At 62.5% G+C, this 21,061-nt stretch carries 20 protein-coding genes and 1 pseudogene; all 21 read right to left on the reverse strand.

What is annotated here, in order from left to right; genetic code table 11:
- Positions 1–9: 9 nt before the first annotated feature.
- Positions 10–273 (reverse strand): VirB3 family type IV secretion system protein, encoded by a 264-nt coding sequence (locus tag XF30_RS31640; protein WP_109144854.1) that lies wholly within the window; start codon positions 271–273, stop codon positions 10–12.
- Positions 273–542 (reverse strand): TrbC/VirB2 family type IV secretion system protein, encoded by a 270-nt coding sequence (locus XF30_RS31645; protein WP_244609116.1) that lies wholly within the window; start codon positions 540–542, stop codon positions 273–275. The genes XF30_RS31640 and XF30_RS31645 overlap by 1 nt, the downstream gene beginning before the upstream one ends.
- A 55-nt stretch (positions 543–597) precedes the next feature.
- The gene (gene trbB, locus XF30_RS31650; RefSeq protein WP_192893310.1) at positions 598–1,512 is read right to left on the reverse strand and encodes a P-type conjugative transfer ATPase TrbB; all 915 of its coding nucleotides are present in this window, start codon (positions 1,510–1,512) and stop codon (positions 598–600) included.
- 229 nt (positions 1,513–1,741) lie between these two features.
- Positions 1,742–3,070, reverse strand: coding sequence for an MFS transporter (locus XF30_RS31655; protein ID WP_109144857.1), 1,329 nt, complete (start codon positions 3,068–3,070; stop codon positions 1,742–1,744).
- 134 nt (positions 3,071–3,204) lie between these two features.
- Entirely contained in the window at positions 3,205–3,630 is a 426-nt protein-coding gene (locus tag XF30_RS31660) for a ribbon-helix-helix domain-containing protein (RefSeq protein ID WP_109144858.1), read from the reverse strand.
- A 6-nt stretch (positions 3,631–3,636) separates the two neighbouring features.
- The gene (locus XF30_RS31665; protein ID WP_109144859.1) at positions 3,637–5,625 is read right to left on the reverse strand and encodes a conjugal transfer protein TraG; all 1,989 of its coding nucleotides are present in this window, start codon (positions 5,623–5,625) and stop codon (positions 3,637–3,639) included.
- Between the two features lie 36 nt (positions 5,626–5,661).
- Complete coding sequence (locus XF30_RS31670; protein ID WP_109144860.1) at positions 5,662–7,425, reverse strand: relaxase/mobilization nuclease domain-containing protein; 1,764 nt, start codon at positions 7,423–7,425, stop codon at positions 5,662–5,664.
- Positions 7,426–7,843: 418 nt separating this feature from the next.
- Positions 7,844–8,674 (reverse strand): lytic transglycosylase domain-containing protein, encoded by an 831-nt coding sequence (locus XF30_RS31675; protein ID WP_109145928.1) that lies wholly within the window; start codon positions 8,672–8,674, stop codon positions 7,844–7,846.
- A gap of 2 nt (positions 8,675–8,676) precedes the next feature.
- Positions 8,677–9,189 carry a S26 family signal peptidase gene (locus XF30_RS31680; RefSeq protein ID WP_109144861.1) on the reverse strand — a complete coding sequence of 171 codons (513 nt, stop codon included), beginning with the start codon at positions 9,187–9,189 and terminating at the stop codon, positions 8,677–8,679.
- Positions 9,186–9,650, reverse strand: coding sequence for a DUF2840 domain-containing protein (locus XF30_RS31685; RefSeq protein ID WP_109144862.1), 465 nt, complete (start codon positions 9,648–9,650; stop codon positions 9,186–9,188). The genes XF30_RS31680 and XF30_RS31685 overlap by 4 nt, the downstream gene beginning before the upstream one ends.
- Positions 9,651–9,939: 289 nt before the next feature.
- Positions 9,940–10,821 (reverse strand): replication initiator protein A, encoded by an 882-nt coding sequence (locus tag XF30_RS31690; protein ID WP_109144863.1) that lies wholly within the window; start codon positions 10,819–10,821, stop codon positions 9,940–9,942.
- A gap of 22 nt (positions 10,822–10,843) precedes the next feature.
- A complete protein-coding gene (locus XF30_RS31695; protein WP_109144864.1) occupies positions 10,844–11,125 on the reverse strand; it encodes a helix-turn-helix transcriptional regulator in 282 nt (93 codons plus the stop codon).
- Between the two features lie 58 nt (positions 11,126–11,183).
- On the reverse strand, positions 11,184–11,480 hold the full coding sequence (locus XF30_RS31700; RefSeq protein ID WP_244609049.1) for a DNA -binding domain-containing protein: 297 nt from the start codon (positions 11,478–11,480) through the stop codon (positions 11,184–11,186).
- A 3-nt stretch (positions 11,481–11,483) separates the two neighbouring features.
- Complete coding sequence (locus XF30_RS39605) at positions 11,484–11,636, reverse strand: hypothetical protein (protein ID WP_244609050.1); 153 nt, start codon at positions 11,634–11,636, stop codon at positions 11,484–11,486.
- Between the two features lie 157 nt (positions 11,637–11,793).
- Complete coding sequence (locus XF30_RS39610) at positions 11,794–11,898, reverse strand: transcriptional regulator domain-containing protein (protein ID WP_244609051.1); 105 nt, start codon at positions 11,896–11,898, stop codon at positions 11,794–11,796.
- Positions 11,899–12,597: 699 nt separating this feature from the next.
- A pseudogene (locus XF30_RS39615) lies at positions 12,598–12,702 on the reverse strand (DUF736 domain-containing protein); the annotation flags it as partial.
- A 71-nt stretch (positions 12,703–12,773) separates the two neighbouring features.
- On the reverse strand, positions 12,774–13,094 hold the full coding sequence (locus tag XF30_RS31715) for a DUF736 domain-containing protein (protein WP_036006807.1): 321 nt from the start codon (positions 13,092–13,094) through the stop codon (positions 12,774–12,776).
- 191 nt (positions 13,095–13,285) lie between these two features.
- Positions 13,286–13,579: a hypothetical protein gene (locus XF30_RS37910; RefSeq protein ID WP_146207760.1), complete on the reverse strand. Its 294-nt coding sequence runs from the start codon at positions 13,577–13,579 to the stop codon at positions 13,286–13,288.
- A gap of 678 nt (positions 13,580–14,257) precedes the next feature.
- Positions 14,258–15,181 (reverse strand): DUF2493 domain-containing protein, encoded by a 924-nt coding sequence (locus tag XF30_RS31725; protein WP_109144865.1) that lies wholly within the window; start codon positions 15,179–15,181, stop codon positions 14,258–14,260.
- A 327-nt stretch (positions 15,182–15,508) separates the two neighbouring features.
- On the reverse strand, positions 15,509–16,570 hold the full coding sequence (locus XF30_RS31730; protein ID WP_109144866.1) for a DUF7146 domain-containing protein: 1,062 nt from the start codon (positions 16,568–16,570) through the stop codon (positions 15,509–15,511).
- Complete coding sequence (locus tag XF30_RS31735; RefSeq protein ID WP_109144867.1) at positions 16,570–20,895, reverse strand: strawberry notch-like NTP hydrolase domain-containing protein; 4,326 nt, start codon at positions 20,893–20,895, stop codon at positions 16,570–16,572. Before XF30_RS31735 ends, XF30_RS31730 begins: the two co-directional genes overlap by 1 nt.
- Between the last annotated feature and the right edge of the window lie 166 nt (positions 20,896–21,061).

The raw sequence follows: 21,061 nt of genomic DNA on the forward strand, positions 1-21,061 counted from the left end.
ACCGAGAGCTCAGGTGTTGAGATGACCGGGGATGCGCAGATGTCGGCGCACCACATCGACAAAAGCGGGGTCGCGCTTGGCGGCCCAGACAGCGGCCATGTGGCCGATGAACCAGAGAACAAGACCCGCGATCCAGAGCCGAAGTCCGAGCCCTAAGGCTGCCGCAAGCGTGCCGTTGACGATTGCGACCGAGCGTGGCGCACCGCCCATCAGGATGGGCTCGGTAAGTGCGCGATGAACTGGCACAACAAAGCCTGTGACAAGTTCATCCATCAGATCACCACGCCACCGCCGAAGGAGAAGAACGACAGGAAGAAGCTTGAGGCCGCAAACGCGATCGACAGACCGAACACGATCTGGATCAGTCTGCGGAAACCGCCCGAGGAATCCCCGAATGCGAGCGTTAGGCCCGTCACGACGATGATGATGACCGCGATGATCTTTGCGACCGGCCCCTCCACAGACTGCAAGATTTGATTGAGCGGCTGCTCCCACGGCATGTTCGAGCCAGCCGCCCACGCGGGCCGAACTGCCAAAAGCATGGTGCCGTAGGCGGCCAACGGTGCACCTCGACGAAAGCGAAATTTCTGACGCATGTCAGTCTCCTGCTGTTGTAAGGCTGTAGTCGCCAGTGGCACCGAGCCCTGAGACGGTGGCGAGCTCAGCGAGGCGGCGGTCAGCACCGCGTCCCACCAGCACGGCGACGAGGTCGATGGTCGCGGCGATCAGGGCGCGGGGAACCGTGATGACAGCTTCCTGGATGAGCTGCTCGAGCCGCCGCAGCGCGCCGAGCGCAGTCCCAGCATGGATGGTACCAATGCCGCCGGGATGGCCGGTGCCCCAGGCCTTGAGGAGGTCGAGTGCTTCGGCACCTCGGACTTCGCCGATCGGGATGCGATCAGGACGCAGTCGGAGGGACGAGCGGACAAGATCCGACAGCGTCGCCACACCGTCCTTGGTCCGCAGCGCAACGAGATTGGGCGCCCTGCACTGTAGCTCGCGGGTGTCTTCGATCAACACGACCCGATCGGAGGTCTTCGCCACCTCGGCCAGGAGTGCATTTGTCAATGTTGTCTTGCCGGTCGATGTCCCACCGGCAACGAGGATGTTCTTCCGTGCTCCGACCGCGTTCTTCAGGATCCTGGCCTGCTCTGAGGTCATGATCTTCTTGGCGGCGTAGTCGTCGAGCGTAAACACGGCAACGGCGGGCTTGCGGATAGCAAAGACCGGTGCTGCAACGACCGGAGGCAAGAGACCTTCGAAGCGCTCGCCTGTCCCAGGCAGTTCGGCCGAAACCCGTGGCGCGCCGGCGTGCACTTCGGCCCCCACATGATGCGCAACCAGGCGAACGATCCGTTCGCCATCCACGGCCGACAGAGTTTCGCCAGTGTCGATCAGGCCGATCGACAACCGGTCGATCCACAGCCGCCCATCGGGATTGAGCATCACCTCGATGATCTCTTCGTCTTCGAGGTAGCCGGCAATCGCCGAGCCGAGCGCGCTGCGCAGCATTCGCGCACCGCGCGAACTCGCCTCCGATTGAATGGAATGGATTGCCAACGTTCGCCCCCATCAAACGAGAACGTTCAGCGAGCGTCCTCAGATGGAGATGATTAGAAAAGGCACCAATGGTCTTGGCGCAACAAGCGCTTTCCGTGATCGTAGGCTGGCGTAGAAAAAGAAAGACTGAGAACTGATGTTTGAGGCCTACTCAATTGTATCGTAATCGGCGGGCTACAGCTCACCACTCCGCATCGTCCTCCGCAGGCAGGAGGATGACCGAATCCTCATACAACCCAACTGAGTTGACGGCGCAGGAAACATGGGCCGGCTTGAAGAAGAGGATTGAACTCATCCGCGGAGTGATGGATCGGCGCCCGGGCAGCGCGAACCAGACCAACGCCGCGATCTGCAGCGCTACGTTGAGACCGAAAGCGACTTGATAGGCCTGGACCGGTCGATGACCATCGATCGCGGTCCATTGCTCAAGGATCAGGCCTGTCGCGTATTGCGCCAGGAACGCCCAAGCAAAGTGCAAGACGTTTAGGGCGCCGTTGGCACGACCGGCAAGCTCCGGCGGAAAGTAATCTGCTATTACCGCGAAGCTGACCACCGTTGCCGTTCCGGCAATTGCGACAACGGACCAGGGCAAGATGGACGGCAGAGGCACTCGCAGGATCAAAGCTAGCTCGGCTGCGACAAACAGCACCGCAACCGTCGCTAATACCGTCTCCGCCCCGATGCCCCTTCGTTTGACGTAATGGACGGTCATCCCGAACAACAAGGCGCCGCAGCTCAAAACGATCGACATTATGAACAGCTGTCTTACGAGACTTGCGCGATCAAGCCCCTCCACGTCGGTCAGCCATGGTGATGCCCACAGTCCTTGCAGAGACCAGGATGATCCAATGCAAGTCGCCGAAAATGGGGCCACTCGCCAGAAGCGACGATCGGCAAAAACGGAGCCAAGGGTAGCGCGCGTTGTTGATGGAACAATGCCTCGTTCGGGCACCACGACATAGATGAGAATGGCGGTCGCACCGGTGGCGGCCGCCAGAATCTCAAAGAGCTGCCGCCACCCCATCCAAGCGAGCAGGTGTTCGACGGGAGCCGTAGCAGTCACCGCTCCAAGTGATCCCAGCATGATCATGTAGCCGTTCAGCAAGGCAACTCGCTCCCTGGGGAACCAAAGGACGATGGACTTCAGCCCTGCCGTCAGCGCCGCGGCCACGCCAAGCCCGATCATTGCACGCGCGATCAGAAGCGACAGGAAACCGGTCGATACCGCGAACAGTCCGACGCCCAATGCTGCGAGCAATAGCAGAACACTCTGGACGCGGCGCGGACCAAAGCGGTCCAACAATATGCCGACTGGGATCTGCGCCGCCGCGAAAACGAGGAAATAGACCGAGGTAAGCAACCCGAGGTCGGCAGTCCCAAGCCCGGTGTCGGAGCTGAGATGACTGGCGATCAAAGCATTAATCGTTCGAAATAGATAAGAGAGATAGTAACCAGCAGCAAACGGGAGAAATATGCGCGCGGTGAGGCGCCATGCCCCTGAAATCTGCATGCTGGCCCCTGTTGCTGTCAGCTCGCGCAAGCCGATAGCGTGACCAGCTTTTCGTGAGTTCAGCTAAATCGCTGCGGGCGTAGGCTAGCGAAGAAAAAGAAGGACCGGCGAAATGGTCTGCCTGCGTAGTTCAATCAGGTTTCTTCAACCGGCTCCTGACTGCGGATATCTTCCGGAATCTCGCGCAGAAAGCTTTGGCCCTTTTGCAAGCGACGCCCAAGCGCCTCGACAAATCCCTCGAAGCGCTCCCTGCCCTTTGCCTGCGCGGCCGCCTGTGCATCGTTAGGCAACGGTGGCGTAATAGTCAGCCAGAACCGAATGAACAGAGCCAAGGTCTCCGCCGTCAACCCAAGGTCGCGCTCGAGCCTCTGCATCTGACGCGACAGCCGGTCGAGGCGCCGGGTAAACGCGGCCTCTCGCCGGTCAGCGCCGTCCGGCGATAGAAACGAAGCGACCGCAGCTTCCACGATCGCAGACCGAGAAAGCTTCTTGCGATCGGCAAGCTCCGAGATCTGTTTCAGAAGCTCTGGCGGGAAATAGACGTTCATTCGGTCGCGCATATTGCCTCAGAACTCCATACCGTCATTGGGATCCATGGCGACTTGACGCGCGACGCCACGCATCTGCTGGCGTATGAGCCGGGACTGGCGGACCGCGTCCTCGTCGTCGTCAAGAACGGCGGCAAATTCCTCTGCCGGCGTTGGTTCGGTCGTTTCCTTGGCGATCGCGACGTGGTCGGGAAGTTCGGGCTCACGACGAAGCCCGCTATTCGCTGTGTCTTCCTCGGCCTCCGTGGCTCCGTCAGTTGGACCTGCCGTCGGCTTCAACGGTCCGAGCGCTGACCATCCGTCCGTTCGCGGCGATCGGCCGGCGCTCGCGGGATCGGGCGGTGACAAAACCCGCTCGGTGAACCGGCGATCCTCGTAATAGCGGACCTTCTTCGCCCTGATCGGCGCCGTCCCTGCCACCATGACGATCTCGTCCATCGGCGGAAGCTGCATGACTTCGCCAGGGGTCAGCAGCGGCCTTGCGGTCTCCTGGCGCGAGACCATCAGGTGCCCCAGCCAGGGATTCAACCTATGACCTGCGTAGTTCTTCATTGCCCGCATCTCCGTCGCCGTGCCCAGCGCATCGGACACCCGCTTGGCCGTCCGCTCGTCATTGGTCGCGAAGCTGACGCGGACATGGCAGTTGTCGAGGATCGCGTTGTTCGGCCCGTAGGCCTTCTCGATTTGATTGAGCGACTGCGCGATCAAGAAGCTCTTGATGCCATACCCCGCCATGAAGGCGAGCGCGGACTCGAAGAAATCCAGACGCCCCAGCGCCGGGAACTCGTCAAGCATCATCAGCACTCGATGCCGGCGGTCGCGGGCGTGCAAGTCCTCGGTCAGGCGCCGGCCAATCTGGTTCAGCACCAGCCGGATCAAAGGCTTGGTCCGCGAGATATCGGAGGGCGGCACCACGAGATAAAGCGTCGTGGCACTGTTGTCTGCGGTCAGATCGGCAATCCTCCAGTCGCAGCGGCGGGTCACCTGGGCTACGACGGGATCGCGGTACAACCCGAGGAACGACATCGCGGTGGACAGGACGCCGGAACGTTCATTCTCCGACTTGTTCAGGAGTTCGCGCGCGGTTGAGGCGACCACTGGATGGGCACCCTGCTCGCCAAGATGCGGCGTCGTCATCATTGCCTTCAGCGTCGCCTCGATCGGCCGCTTCGGATCAGACAGGAAGGCGGCGACACCGGCCAGGGTCTTGTCCACCTCGGCATAGAGCACATGGAGGATGGCGCCGACCAGGAGTGAATGACTGGTCTTCTCCCAATGGTTCCGCTTGTCGAGTGAGCCTTCGGGGTCGACCAGGACGTCGGCTACGTTCTGCACATCGCGAACCTCCCATTCCCCGCGTCGGACCTCGAGCAGCGGATTGTAAGCCGAGGATTTAGGGTTGGTCGGGTCGAACAACAGGACACGGCCATGCCGCGAGCGAAAGCCCGCGGTCAGCTGCCAGTTCTCACCCTTGATGTCGTGCACGATGGCCGAGCCGGGCCATGCCAACAACGAGGGAACGACGAGCCCGACGCCCTTGCCGGACCGGGTGGGAGCAAAACACAACACGTGCTCCGGCCCATCATGGCGGAGGTAGTCGCGGCCGAGCTTGCCCAGCACCACACCATCCGGACCGAGAAGTCCGGCCGCTCGAACCTCTTCCGCGTCAGCCCAGCGCGCCGAACCATAGGTCTCGACATTCTTGGCTTCACGCGCCCGCCAGACCGACATGCCGATCGCCGCCGCGATCGAAACGACGGTCCCTGCTGCTGCGATGAAGGCGCCCTCGACAAAGACCTGCGGCGCATAGGCATCGTAGACGAACCACCACCAGAAGAAGATCGGCGGATAATAGATCTTGAAGCCCAACAGTTCGAACCAGGGCCGCCCAAGCTCGGGCTGGTAGGCCAGTCGCCATGCCGTCCACTCGGTTGCTCCCCAGATGGCGAGCAAGACGATCAGGCCGACAACGATCACCTGCCCCCAGAGTATTTTGGTTCCGGACATTCCGAGCGTCCTTCCGCAGCTGAATTGGCGAGATACCTAGAGGCCGAGGTCGCGCTTCCGGCCAAAGCCCCATTCGATGCCACCGCCGTCCTTCACGACGCCGGTGACGTGTTGGCCGAGCTTCTTTTCGAGTTCGCGCGACCAGGGCACGAGTTGGAAGCCGAGCCCATTATCGATCATGGCGAAGCGTCCCGAGGTGAGCGTCAGCCGCTGGCGATACGTGCCCGCCACATGCTCCCCGGAGGCGGCCTTCACGCGAGGCAGACCGGTGTCGGCCGAAAGCTTTGCTGCCACCTCGTCCAGTTCGCGTCTGCGCAACGTGTCCAGGAGATCGCGCTGCAGGATGATGCGCTGGCCCTGCCGCCGCGCCAGGCCCTGCTGGATCAGGTGCTCGGTACGGGCTTCCAAGGCGTCGCGGGTCTCGCGGCCGAATCCGCCCATGGCGAGCGGCATGGAGTCGCGTTCGACTAGCCTGTGGTCGAGCCAGGTTGCTCCTTTAGCAGCGACTTGACCGGTAAGATCGAGATCGGAACGTGTCGCCAGCACCAAGGTCGGCCGCGGATCGCCGGTTTGACCGAAGCGTCGCACTTCGACGATGCCGCCGATCGGTGGTGCGTGCTCGAAGGCCTCGAGCCCTCGGAAGCGCACGTGGTGAGCGCGCCCGTCCGTTCCGTCGATGAGGGCGTAGGCCTCGCCGGTCAGTTCGTCATGCAATCCCCGGTCGACCAGCCGTCCGATAATCTGAGACGTGGGCTGTCCAGCCTCGATGACGAAGTCGGCAACGCCGCGCGATTCCCCACGCTCGGTAAAGGCGCGGTGCATGGTCTTGATGATGTCGCCGCGCATGCCGAGGTCGCGCAAGCTACGCTCCGCCTCAAGTCCGACCATCCATTCCCCTGATGCGGCGGGTGCGGCAACGCCCATTTTCTCCAAGTGCTGAAGGCGGCCAACCATCAGCCGCCTGATCTCGGGATCGGACTTGCCGCGATTCTCCGGCCGAAGATCGATGTAGCCAGTCTCATCTGCCGCCAACCGGATCTCCCGGTCGAGCCGCGTCCAGCGGTCTGCCGTGACTTCCCGCTCCAGCGAATTGCGGATCTCGTGCTCCGGTCTCGGACCCAGTTCGATGGCGACCAGTTCCTCGGCGCGTGAACGCAGACCTTGGCTGATATAGTCGCGGGAGATCACGAGGTCCGCTCCTTCCTGATCTACTCCCCGAACGAGAAGGTGGACGTGAGGGTTGTCGGTGTTCCAATGATCGACAGCCACCCAATCGAGCCGCGTGCCGAGATCGGTCTCCATCTGCCTGGCGAGATCGCGGGTGAAGGCCTTCAGATCGGTCGTGTCGCCGGCATCCTCGGGCGAGATGATGAACCGGAAATGATGCCGGTCGTCCTTGCACCGTTCTGCGAAAGCCGCGCTATCGGCTCGGTCGCTGCCGGCATCGAACATCTCGGCACGCTCGCCGCTCCGGGTCACGCCATCGCGCTTCAGATATGAGAGGTGGGCGGTCAGTGGCGCTGAACGGAAGGCTCGCCCTTTGTGCCGGACCACGCGCGCTTTCACCACCACACGCCGGCTCGGGCTGAACAATCTGGCGCGGCCAAAGGACAGACGGCCGCGGCCAAACGTCGAGCGCCCATACGCCGTCGAACGCCTGCCCGCCACAGCCAGATCCGAGGTGTGTCCCGATTTCTTCGCCGCCCGCAGCACCTGGTTGATGAAGCTCTTTTGTTTCGGCGCGCGGGTGCTGCGAATGCGCCCAGGCCGAACACGCAGATCGCTGTCGCCCACACTCACGGCAGGGCCTCCCAACGATCAAAATCGCACATGGTGCCGAAGACGCGTTTGATGGCATTCGTAAAAATACAAACCGCGGCACGCGCCCCGACCGACCGGCACGCCGGAACCCAAGCCATGTCAATGGCTTGCGGTTCGACCGGCGAGCCTCTTTTATCTCGCCGTCCTGCCGTCGTGATCTCCCGGTAGCCGGTTGCCCAAAGAGCCGCCGCGACTTGCCAGCCAACTCGCGAAACCCCCACTGCTTCCGAGCGCTTGCGATAGCGATCGTTACCCGAAGGGCCGAGACACCCGAAGGGTGGCTCGGTGAGGAGCGAAGCGACGAGTAGAGCGCGGGCCGAAGGCATCGCCCATACGCCATCAGCACGTAGCACTTGCTTGTTGAAGCACACCAAAGCTTGCGAACCCGCACACCTGGTCATTGCGATGCTCCCGAATCCGATCGAGCGACGAACACGCCAATAGGCCGGGGGACCATGAGCGAGACATCGGGCTGTGAGATTGCGGTCGTGACACCGCTCGACGACTTGAGCGCCGGTGACCCATCGCGTGCTTTCACGAGATCGGATCGCCTGACGAATAGCGTCGCAGCTGCTGATGACTGTCCGCTGGATGTCCACCTTGGCGGCAGTTCGATGGCAAGCAGATTTGCGAGCTTTGCGACGTAGGCTCGCGTCTCGTTGGGCAGAGAGTCGCCCGCGAGATGCCCTTCGTAGCGAGATGGTCCCGCGTTGTACGCCGCAAACACGCCTGGCGAGCCATAGCGATCGAGCAATTCGCGCAAGTACGCCGTGCCGGCCAGAATGTTATCGTGCGGGTCATAGGGGTCGTTCCCGAGATTGTAGCGCTCGCGAAGTTCCGCCCAGGTCGCCGGCATGATTTGCATCAGGCCCATTGCGCCTTTTGGCGATCTGGCGTGCACGTCCCCAGCACTCTCGATGCTTTGGACTGAACGGATCCAGTTCGGTGGAATTGCAAAGCGTTGTGAGGCTTCATTGATGAAGCCGGCAATTGAGTGAGCAGTCTGACTGATTGCCGGCTGGGCGACTGATCCGCTCCGGGCAAAAACAGCACTGCCACACGCGGTCAGAAGAAGCATCAGGGGCACGACAGCACAAGCGCGTGCGTCCAACCGACCCAAGCACGCGGTCGGGCGCGCGCCAGCCTTGCAGTCATCAATCGTGACGGAGGAATGATCCCGCAATCGATCGAACAAGGGAATGGCGAGGAGAATACGTCGAATACCCACTGTCACTCCTCCCACGTCCACACCGGCATCGCACGGCCGATCACGCTTGATGCCGGAAGAAATCCAAAATACCGGCCGTCAAGAGAGTCGTCCGACTGCCAGTTCATCAGAAACAGCTCGCCGGCGCCGACGACGCGGCAGCCCTGCCATTTCGGCAGCGGCCTGCCGCGTCCGTCGCGATCCTTCGCCTGGCCCACCGCGAGGTCGTCGACCGCAATCGTGAGGCCGGTTCTGCAAACACGCTGCCCCGGAAGGGCGAGTACGCGCTTCAGCATGGGGACGCCAATGGGCAAATAGCCGTTAAGGTCGAGGAAGGTCGCGAGCGGCTCCGGCGGCTGCACGGCGACCAATTCAGTGACTCGGAATTGGTCCGCCGGCCGAAGGCGGTAGAGACCTATCGGCACGCTCGTGGATGCGTTCCAGATGTAAAGTGGAAGCGGCTCCAGGACGATCGTCGCGGTGAGCGCAGCAGCGACCCCAATCGTCACGGCCAGCATCATGAGGCGGCTCGTCATCGCATCACCTTTTGCCGGTGAAGCCAGGCCTGATGACGCGCTCTCGTATACAAGCGTGGGTTCTCGTTGACTGACAGGCGGTTATGAACGTGATGCCAATGATCAGGAGCGACCTCGGCAGGATCGATGCCGAGCGCCTCAATGGCGTCGACCATCTGCAGCACCCTTTCGACCTTTGACCAGCCGGACACACGCAGCAAAATCTCCCCGCCGGGCTTCACATACGGCACGGTCGAGCAGCGCTGTCCCGGTGCGACCGCGCGCAAGATGTCGATCCGCGAAATGATTGCCCCAAAGTCATTGGAGGTCCATCGGACGAAGGCAAAGATGCTGCCGGGTGCAAATGACAGGACACGCCGGTGGCAATCAAGCTTCCGTTCCTTGACAATACGGCCGAACCGAATGCGGTTTTCAATGCGCTTCTCGAGCCACAGAACTTCTACTTCCGTGAGATCGCTCATGCCGCGGCTCCCTGACGGTGGAGTTGGCAGCCGTGAGCATGGGTTTCGGCGAAAAGCGTATGCGACTTGCAGAGCCAAACAGCATTGGCGGCCTGCGGCTGCCGATCGCCTCCAACGCAGCTTTCGGCCCGGTCCGTTAGAAGAAATCCGAAGGATTTCTGGTTAGTAAAGTTAGAGCAGCCGGAAACCGCGAAGAAACAAGCTCTTAAGCTCGATTCCGGTCCCCGATAGCACGAGGATCGGGTCTCCGATAGCACGAGGGTTGCGGTCCTCGATAGCACGAGCTGATTCACAGGTTGTCCTCCGAATTTGAAATGAGACCGCGCCGGCGCAGGCGTGCCGTTAAGGGATCGACAGGCGTAGGCGCGAAGTTCAGCCGCTCGGCGCCATCAGGATCGCGCGTGAGCACGAGCTGATAGCCGGGCAATGTCTGGCGCTGGACGATCTGACGAACGTCGTAAGCAAAATGCTTGAGCGGCGAGAGGATGCCGGACTTGGCATGGAGGTGCAGAAGATCAAAACTCCAGCCGCCATCCTGGCGTCCACCATGCTTGCGCACGAGGCGGTAAAGCCAGCGCTCAAGCCCGCCCGTCAGATCGAAATAAGCGCGGTCGATCGTCAGCACGAGCGCTTCATCGATGACGCCGGCATAAAACCAATCCGGGAGGATCAGCTCGATCCCAAATGGCCGACCGTTTGAATCGGCCGTCTCCTTCCATTCGTTGATCCAGGAGAAGCGGTGTCGCCGTCGTTCTGTCGGCTGACGGATCGACGTCAGCACGGTCGTTGACTGAAGTCTGTCAAGACCCGCCTTCAGCCGTTCGTAGTCACGCGCGCTGGTGCCGCGGCCGACAAACGTCAAAATCTCGTAAGGCGTTGCAGCCATCAGGCGCGAGGTCTTCAAGCCTGCGTCACGGGCTTCGACGATCTGGGACGCGGCCCAGATCAGAACATCCGCATCCCAGATCGTCGCCATCCCATGTTCCGGCACGGCTTCGACCCGAATTGCGATCGCCCCGGCACGGAAATCGATCGGCACAATCCGCTTCGTTTTTGCGAGCGAGAAGAACGGATAGGCCATCAGATCCTGCGCATCGCGCGGCGCGAGATCGCCGGGCAGCGCCCGAAAGAGCTCAAGCTGGTCACGCTCGGAATGGTGTTTGCGCCGCATGGTCACTGCTCTCGCAAGGCGGTCAGCGGCGTTCCTGGCCCGCATACGGGCGCAGCGCCGGATGCTTCTTGGCGGGCAGCACGGTCCCCTTGCCGGGATCGGATGTCGACGTCTTGGCGCCGAGATCGGCCCACGCTTTCAGGTCATCGACGGCGTAGACGACACGTCCGCCGATCTTCCGATACGTCGGTCCAGTACCGTACGTGCGGTGCTTCTCGAGCGTGCGGCCGGACAGACCAAGATAGCGCGCCGCCTCAGGTGTACGCAGGAATCGCGGGGGAAAACCCGCCATCGGATCGGGCATTTGAGAACTCCAAGATGACAGCGCACTACGCTTGGCTAGGCCGGCGTGTGTGCGGTCATCATGGAGGAGCAAGACTTCGGAGGGGGATGCCGAATGTTGGGGGTACGATTTTCGGCACTCTCGGTGGCTGCGCTAATCGTCCCTGCGCCCGGGAGAGGGCTTCGCCGATGACGCGATAGCTTCCGCCGACGCTGTGAGCATCGAGCGCACGGATTGCAGCGCTCAGGCGTTCGCGGCGGTTTTTAGATAGTTGGTGAGGGGCAGGACCTGGTGCGCGTCCATTTATCGCGCGCCACAGCCGGCTGGCTGCATAAGTGGGCGCTTCTAGATCGCCCTCAAGTGGCAGCTCGGCCACATCTTACGCACCGAGCACCGGCGGCTCTTTGGACCAGACACGATCATCTACCGCGCCAATACGCAGCACGGCATGCCAACCGTCGACAGCGCGACGCATCTGGGCAGCCGTAAGGTCGAGCAGCAGCTGAGACGGCCCCCTGCCGTCGTCGGCCATTGCGCCCTTGACCGGAATGACCGCCGGTAAAACCTCAGCGTCCAAAAGATCGTCGGCTCGAAGGACCGCTGCGGGTCATCGGCGAAGCAGAGCCACCCTCCTGAACTCTGGTGTCACTTCGCCATCCGACTGTTGGCGATTATCGCGTAAAGTCGCGTCAATAGTCCGCATTGCGGTGAAGGTATTCCCAGGCGAAGTCGGTGATTTCGACGTCTTGTAGGCTCTTGTCGGACTCCGGCGACCGCCAGTCGAATTCAGGCATTTCCGGCTTTGGCGACGTCAGGGAGGGATGTTGCTTCTGTTTGTGCCTGGAGGATTGGAGAAGGGAATTCGAGAATTACTCGGCAAGGAAATCGTGCAGGAAATTTGCGCGGATTTGCAACTGGTAACAAGACGTTGGCCGATCTTGAGCCTACCCTGAACGCCCATTTCATCCAGAGTAAACAGCGGGACTGATCGCCAGACTTCTCTTTTGGTTGATCTTCACGATCTTGGAGGTAACTACGCGGCAGGGACTCGACATTTCCGCGTTGCCGGCTTGCTGATTGAGGAACTATATTGCAACTGCCGCGGATCCGCAGCTGAAGCGGATCGCCTACATCATGCTCGAAGAACCGGAAACCGGCGAACGAGGCGATTGAGCAGAGTTCTGATGAGCAAACAGAGTTTGCGTCGCCATGTTGAGCGTGAGATAGGAATGACGTTGGGTAGATGGATCCAACAGTTCCAATTGGCGTGCCGTTGAGGGAACTGCGATCCGGCGTCCTATCAAAGCGTTGGCCGATAAACTCGGATATGAGTCCGTCGCTGCCTTCTCGGCAATGTTCAAGAATATATGGGGCAGCCGCCGGGCCGACATTTGGGTACCTTGAAGTTCTCGTCTAAAATCGAAAGTAAACTCATACCCGCTGGATGCGGGCCTCGCCTCCGGAGAGGCGGCTGATGATCCCCGGAGGGACCGGTCGCCGCTGCGGCGGGACCAAATCAGGGTGAAGCCCTCGTGGACTTCGGTCTTGACGAGCGAGGCGTAGAATAGGTTCGGATCGTTGAGCCTGACCGAGAGGTAAATCGCAAGCTGCCTCAGGCCAGCCGCGAAGACCCCGCCCGGCGGACCGGACGGGGCTTGGTGGGGCGCTCTTACTCGCCGCTCTTGCGCGGCCGCGACCAGAGGAGGGTGTAGCCTTCACCGCTCTCGTCATCGAACAAGTTCGCGTAGATTGGAGCGTTGAAGGAAGGATCGTCGAGCTTGAGCGAGAGATAGTCCCGGCCCTCCTCGGAGCGCTTCGACCAAGCGGCCCCGATCTCGGCCCGGCCCACGTAGATGCGGTGGCTGGGGGCATTATCGTTGGAGCGGTTCGTCTCGGCGACGATGCGGACGCCCTTAGCTTGTAGGCTCAGGGTGACAATCTCGCCCTGGAAATCGTTACCGACCTTCTTGAAGGAACCGATGTTTGCCATGTGACTTCTCCTGTTGTGTTTCGAGCCCGCGACCACCGCGGCCTCGATGGCGATCTGCAGGCCGAAGACGATCGGCGACGCACCCGCTCGCGGGCCGTAGCGGAGCGGAGGACGCCGTTGTGGCGACTTTCTTGTCTCGCGAGGAATGGGCGAAGCCCAGGGGAAGAAAGTCGCATCAACGGCGTTGCGGCTTAGACGATCGAGGCGAAGCCGGTCTTCGGCCAGATCCAGCCATCAACGAGGCCACGTGCGTCCGCGTGCTGAACCGCAATCTCGGAGAAGACATGGCTGGTTTTGCTGAACAAGAGGTTGGAACGATTCAGCGCAGAAAGAGAAACAATCTCCTGCAAAAGGGAGGTATCGTCTCCCAAGAACGGATCGAGGCAACACAGCTCCGCCGCGGCCGCGTGGGCCAGACCCAATGCCGGCGGCTTGATCGAGGAGCTCCGAGGAGGATTGCCTCTCTCGCGCTCAGGATCGATCATCCCCCGTTCAGCGCGCCGATTTATGCGAACCTGTCGACGACGAAGGCGGTAAACGGTCATCCCTCACGCCTTCCGGCCGTAAGAACTGGTTAGGACGGACTCTCCACCACCCCACCCGGCTCGAGCGGCCGGGTCTTCGCCAGAACGATCAAGCGCGTCCATGACGTGACCCCCAATGCAAACCGCGCCAAAGCAAGCGAAGACCTCACGCCATGCCAGCGAGGCCACCCCGATAGGGGACACGGCGAACACCACATGATAGCCGGCGACTGCGGCGGGAGTAGCGAATGCTGTGGCGATCGCGACGCGCAAGGCGGAGGACCGAGTAGCAGCAAAGGCGACCTGGCCGAGGACCAGCGTCAGCGCACCGCCGGCCGTTGCGATAAGCAGCGCGCCAAGGAGGCCGGCGCCGCTCTGAAACGCCGTCATCCCGATGCTCAGTGCGACGAAAACGGCAAGGCATACCCAGCGAGCGCAAAGATTGCCCAGCAGAACAAGCCGATTCCGAGTGTGTTGAGAACAAGCCCAAGGGCGAGCATGGTGGTGGCTCCATGTGCATAAATCCAGCGGTCGCGCCCACCACCACCACCACGGCGCAACGTGGACATAGGGTCGAAACGCGGCGGAGTTGCGGCGCATGCAACTCCGCTTTAGCGTCGGGAGGTGAGAAGACGGCGCTCACGCGCCGCCGAACCTCCAGACGGGAATGCCGAGGCGCTTTGCTTTGTCGGCGAGGTTGTCCTGGATACCCGTGCCCGGGAAGTGCATGACGCCGATCGGCAGAAGTTCGAGCATGGCGTCGTTGCGCTTGAAGGGGGCTGCCTTGGCGTGCTTCGTCCAGTCAGGCTTGAAGGCGATCTGTGGCACCTTGCGATTGGTCGCCCATTTCGAGGCGATAAGCTCCGCACCTTTGGGCGAGCCGCCGTGGAGCAGGACCATGTCGGGATGCTTGGCGTAGACCTTGTCGAGGCGGTCCCAGATGAGGTTGTGGTCATTGAAGTCGAGCCCGCCGGTAAGCGCGATCTTCGGTCCCGGCGGGAACATGACCTCGGTTTCGGCGCGACGCTTGGCTGCGATGAAGTCGCGGGAGTCAATCATCGCCGCGGTCAGCGTGCGGTGGTTTACCAGCGATCCCGATCGAGGGCGCCAGGACGATCCGGTGTGAGTCTCAAAGCGTTCGATGGCCTGGTCGCGGAAGAGCTCCAAGCAGTTGCGGCGCTCGATCAAAGTGATGCCTTCGGCCGTCACGCGCTCGAGTTCGACCGATCGCACTTCGGAGCCGTCTTGCTCGCGCTGGCTCTTGTGCTGCGCCTGTTCGTTGTCGTCGAGTTGGCGTCCGATGCGGTCGACGGCGCGGTGGAACAGGTTGACGGTCGACCAGAGCAGATCGTCGAGGTCCGGTTCAAGCCGGGTGTCGCTCAACGTCGCGACCAGGGCATCAAAGATATCGGCGACGGCACCGGCGATGATCTTTCCCTCGGGAAGCGGCCGTGGGTCAGGCTGGTCGTCGAAGGGACGGTAGCCGAAGAGTTGTAGTTCGGTGAGGACGTGGTCAGTTGGAGAAGAGGCGTGCGGCGGTTCAATGTCGTCGTGGTCGGTCATTGGAGGGATCCTTTGCCGGATCGGCCGCGCCCATCACGGCCTTCGTGGCGATCACTCAGACGGCGGGCGGAGCGGGCCAGAACCCGCAAGGGCCGAAGCGGCAGCGGAGGATGGCGGAGGCCGGCTATTTTGCTTCGCGATGCAAAGCGCGCCGGTTTGATGGGTGTTGTGTCTGCATCGCGGGCGCGCGGCGGAAAATAGCCGGACGCCGCCATTGCCGGCCCGGTCCGCTTGCCGTCCGATCGCCCTCTAGAAGGCCGAGGTCGCGTCCTCTTCCGGCAATGGCCTCGTTATGACCGACCTATTAACGTCGATCGAAGCACCGGCCTATTCTGCGGCTACTGTCGACGAATACAGGAAGCGGACGACGTCCTCTGGTACGAGTTGAAGCCGCAACTCTGCTCGGAGGGTCTCGAGACCGAGGATGTGCAGGTCTTCGTTGAAATCTCCCAGCCGGGGCGACAACGTAATCGCTTCAACCCCGACGGCTTTTGCACGCTGGGTGAGAGTAGCCTGCACCGCATCTCCCGCGGCATCTGCGTCGCGGGCGATATAGAGCCGACGCAGACCAGACGGCAGCATCATGGCCGAGAGGTGATTGGCCGAGAGCGCCGCGGCCATAGGCAGAGTCGGCAGCACGTAACGCAATGACAGCATGGTCTCGATGCCCTCGCCGGCGGCGAGCACGTCGTCCACCACGCCGAAGCGGACGGCGTTGCCGAGCAGATCGCCCATGGCCCGTCGTGGCGTGTCGATCGGAGCCTTGCCGAGACGAATGCGATCAAAGCCGTCTGGATCGAGCCAGGTTCGGTGCACGCCAGTGATCCGCCCCTCGAGGTCCGTGACGCAGGCAATCATCGCCGGCCAGGTTTCGGTCGGCGAATGCTCATCCGGTCGATAGTAGCAACGAGGGTGGAAGCGCAGGCTGCCGCCATGGTGGATGCGGGCTATTCCGCGGCGCTGCAAATACGTTTCGGCTATCGTCCCCTCGATCGAACCGGAGATCGCAAAGAGCCGACGCGCGGCTTGCTGCGATCCGGCGGGCACCACCGAACGAACGGGTTTCGAGGCCGGCTGCGGCTCAGGACGAGGCAGCTTCAGAAACCGCCTCGCCTCCTCGGCGACCTCGCGGAAGTCTCGCGAGGCCAGGCTTTCGCGGATGATGTCGAGGAGATCGCCATGCTCCCCGGTCGCAGCGTCAGTCCACTTGCCGGCTGGGCCCTTCGGCGATTCCTGGAGCCGCACGAACATCGAGCGGCCCGGCGTGTTGTGGACATCACCGACCACCCAGTACCGCCCCGCCCGCTTGCCATTGGAGAGATAGTATCGGCACACGGCCTCGGCCTCGCGCGCGAGACGGCGTGCCAGTTCGCAAAGCGCGGGGGACATCACGGGGCTTCCCGCTCACTGACGCGCGCGACCGGATATGTGTCGAGCACCTTTGTCAGGATTGCTATGCCGCTTTCGTCCGTAGGCACGAACATCCGCAGCTTCCAGGAGATGATCTCGCCAAAGAGGCCATAAGCGCGGAGGCGATCGCGCATCGTATCGTTGAATCCCGACAGCTCGATGCGATATGCACCCATCACCCGGACGCGACGAAGCTGGAGCCCCTCTGCGAGATCGAGGAGGGTGCGTCCTTCCATCAACGCGGCAAAGGCAGCATCCGGCGACAGCGTAGGCGAGTCCGCCAAGAAGGCGTTTGCGACCCACGCCGCAGAAACCTTGCGTCCGATGATGTGTTCGCCCGCGTCGGTCTGAAGGCGGTAGACACGGGTCGATTCGTTCGGCAGTCGCTTCCAGATGGGCAACAGCAAGCCGGCCACGACGTGGATCGTGCTTTCCGTGAACTCAGGCACCTCGGCAAGCTCAGCCACCCAGGCCGCGGCAAAACGTTCGCGATCCGCTTCGACCCAATGGCTCTCCGCCATTATGTTCAAGGGGACCTGGTGCTGCTCCATCGGCCGGATCAGGCGGACGCGGCGCTCGATCTCACCGTCGTCGAGCATGATGCTCGGGGCCGGAACCTGCACGGCGGCCCGTCCCGAGCGCTCGTTGATGAGCATGACGGCATGATTGGAAAGACGAGCAAGGGCGTCATCCAAACCGACCGGATGGTTACGCTTGCGTTGGACGATGGTGAGCAGCCGCGTCTCTGCGCCTGTGCGCGGATGGACATAGATTGTCCGCCGTTCGCTGACGACAAAGCTTTCGGCGCGGAGCGTTTCCAGTCCGAGATCATAGGTGCCGGACGCGACAGCGCCCTCGATCCGAGCGGTCAAGAGCTGCTCGAAGGCAGTAAACAAGACATTCTGCAGGTCGATGGTGAGCGCCAACAACCTGTTCAGGAAGGTCGTGATCGGCGGCAGATCATCCCTGAGCCCATTGGCATCTGTCAGCTTCAGGCCGGTGGCATCCTCGAACCTCTCGAGCGAGCATCCGTTGACCTTGCCTCGGACGAGCAACGTGTAGAGTTGACGCAACGCGTCACGCCCGTACTGACTTTCGAGGTTGTCCTCGGGCCGGAACAGGCCCTGCCCTCCGGTCTGGCGCTGGCCGCGCGTAATTGCTCCCAAGGTGTCGAGCCGACGGGCGATGGTGCTAAGGAAGCGCTTTTCGGCCTTCACGTCGGTCGCGATGGGGCGAAACAGCGGCGGCTGCGCCTGGTTGGTCCGGTTGGTCCGGCCGAGCCCCTGGATCGCGGCATCCGCCTTCCATCCGGGCTCAAGCAGGTAATGAACCCGCAAGCGGCGATTCCGGGCTGAGAGTTCGGCGTGATAGCTCCTCCCCGTGCCGCCCGCGTCGGAGAACACAAGGATACGCTTGAGATCGTCCATGAAAGCCGAAGTCTCAGCGAGATTGGCCGAACCGGCTCGGTTTTCGACCACCAAGCGGTCGCGCTTACGAATGATACGGCGCGAGCGGCCGGTCACTTCGGCGACCATGTCAGTGCCGAAGCGCTGCACGATTCGATCCAGCGCGCCGGGTACCGGAGGCAGCGAGGCGAGTTTCTCGATGAGGCGGCCGCGTCGTGCTACGGCCTCCCGGCTCTCAACCGGCTGGCCATCGCGATAGACAGGCCGAGAGCAGAGGTTGCCCTCAGAGTCGGTGAACGGCTCGTAGAGCTGGACCGGGAAGGAATGGGCGAGATAGTCGAGCACATACTCGCGCGGGGTGATATCGACCTGGACGTCGCCCCAGTCTTCGGTCGGGATCTCGGCGAGCCGGCGCTCCATCAACGCTTCGCCTGTTGAGACAATCTGGATGACGGCGGCATGGCCGGCGTCGAGATCGCGGTCGATCGATCGGATCAGCGACGGTGTCTTCATCGAGGTCAGCAGATGACCGAAGAAGCGCTGTTTGGCGCTCTCGAAGGCGGATCGCGCGGCGGATTTTGCCTGCCCGTTCAGCGTTCCGGTTTCGCCGGTGATGTTGGCGGCCCGCATCGCCGCGTCGAGGTTGTTATGAATGATGCTGAACGCATTGGCATAGGCGTCGTAGATGCGAACCTGCTCCGGCGTAAGCTGGTGTTCGACGAGCTCGTACTCGACGCCCTCATAGGACAATGAGCGGGCGGCGTAGAGACCGAGCGCCTTCAGGTCGCGCGCCAGCACCTCCATCGCCGCGACCCCACCCTCCTCGATTGCCTCGACGAACTCGGCGCGTGTGGCGAATGGGAAGTCGGCGCCGCCCCAAAGGCCGAGGCGTTGGGCATAAGCGAGGTTGTGGACCGTGGTAGCGCCCGTCGCCGACACATAAACCACGCGAGCATTGGGCAAGGCATGCTGGAGCCTCAGGCCTGCGCGCCCTTGCTGAGAGGCCGCCTGGTCGCCGCGCTCGCCTTTGCCCCCGACCGCATTCTGCATGGCATGGCTCTCGTCAAAGACGATCACTCCGTCGAAGTCGGAGCCCAACCATTCAACGATCTGCCCGACACGCGAAAGCTTCTCGCCACGCTCGTCGGTGCGTAGCGTGGCGTAGGTGGCAAAAAGGATGCCTTCCGAAAGCCGGATCGCGGTGCCCTGGCGAAACCGGGACAGGGGCGTGACGAGCAGTCGCTCCATGCTGAGCGCTGACCAGTCGCGCTGGGCATCTTCGATCAGCTTGTCGGATTTGCTAATCCAGATCGCACGGCGGCGGCCCTCGAGCCAATTGTCGAGAAAAATCCCGGCGACCTGCCGTCCCTTGCCCGCGCCGGTGCCATCGCCCAAGAACCAGCCGCGGCGAAAGCGGACGGCATTCTCTGCGTCGTCGCGCGCGGCGGCCACAACATCAAAAGTCGCGTCGACCGTCCAAGAGCCCGCGAGAAATTCAGAATGCGCCTCGCCGGCATAGATGACGCTCTCCAGCTGAGCATCCGACAGAACTCCGTCGTCCATGACATTGGCCGGCAGGTGCGGACGATAGGACGGCTTCGGTGGCGCAACGGACGCCATCGCCGCGGACTGCACGAGTTTGGTCGGATGTGCGCACGATCCGGGAATGCGGATCGACTGCAATCCGTATTCCTCATAGAGCGCGTCGGTGAGCCGAGCACCTTCCGGCGGCGACCATTCGACTGTCTCGTATGTAAGTTCGGTGCCTTCTGGCGCTGCGCTTATCGAAGAGGACGATGCGCGCGGTGCAACAGCGCTGGTCGGTCGCGACATCTCTGGCCGCCGCATAGCGGCGATCTCCGATGGCGTGGGCGTGGCGACAGGCGGCCTTGTAGGCACATGCTTGGTCACCCAATCAAGCAAGGTAGCGACGTCGGCCGCCATGCCCGGCGAGACAGCAAAAGCCGTCGGATCAGCAGCGGGCAGTTTGTCGATCACAAGCAGCCGTGTGTCGATGTGTGTTCCGTGCTTCGCGTAGAGGGCGCCCTCGATCGCCGCAGAAAACACTACCTGCCCGCGTTCCTGGAGCCGCACAAAGGCATCTCGCCATGCTGGGATATCCGGTGCGAAGCTGGCGCCAGTGATGGCGACGAGGCGCCCACCGTCGCGAAGACGCGCGAGCGCCGAACCGATGTGACGGAGAGCCGCATCCGCCATCCGTCGATCGACATTTGCCACCGCGGAGAACGGCGGGTTCATCAGAACGACGCTCGGCGCGACACTCACGTCGAGGTGGTCGTCGATCTGAGCAGCATCGAACCGCGTGACGTTAACGCCCGCGAATAGATGCTCGAGCAACCCCGCCCGGGTCTCCGCCAACTCGTTCAACACCAAGGCGCCGCCGGCGAGCTCGGCAAAGATGGCGAGCAAACCGGTCCCCGCGGAGGGCTCCAGAACGCGATCGGCGGATGTAATGGCCGCTGCGGTGCATGCGACCAGCCCAAGCGGGATCGGCGTCGAGAATTGCTGAAGCGCCTGACTGTCCTCCGAACGCCGCGTGTGGGTCGGCAGACGGTCCGCGACTTTCGCCAGCAGCGGCAGCATAACAGCCATCGAGCCAGCCCTGGCCCGTATGGCCGGTCCGAACTTGCGAAGAAACAGAACGGTTGCCGCCTCGCAGACGTCATAGGCGGTCTTCCAGTTCCAGGCGCCGGCCGCATCGGAGGCGCCGAAGGCAGCCTCCATGGCGCTACGCAGAACAGCGGCATCGATGCGCCTGCCGCGTTCGAGCTCGGTCAGGAGCTGTCGCGCGGCCCTGACAGCGGCGGAGGTGAAAGTTGCAGCGGCGCGCAACGAAAGCGGCGCGGCGGCAGCGCCGCCGGCGAGAGATTCGGTCATGGCAGGAATTCTTTCGGAGAGCAGGAAGGGGTCGAACCGCCAGGCGCTCTCCTCTGACCTGGACGGCTCAAACCCTTCCCGGCCCGCTCTCCCTCTCAGACCTCGGGCATAAAAATAGGGACCGGCGCTGCACGCCGGTCCCCGCGCTACTGCGGGACGGCCGTGC

The sequence above is a fragment of the Bradyrhizobium sp. SUTN9-2 genome, from assembly GCF_003122645.1.
GTDB classification, from domain to species: domain Bacteria; phylum Pseudomonadota; class Alphaproteobacteria; order Rhizobiales; family Xanthobacteraceae; genus Bradyrhizobium; species Bradyrhizobium yuanmingense.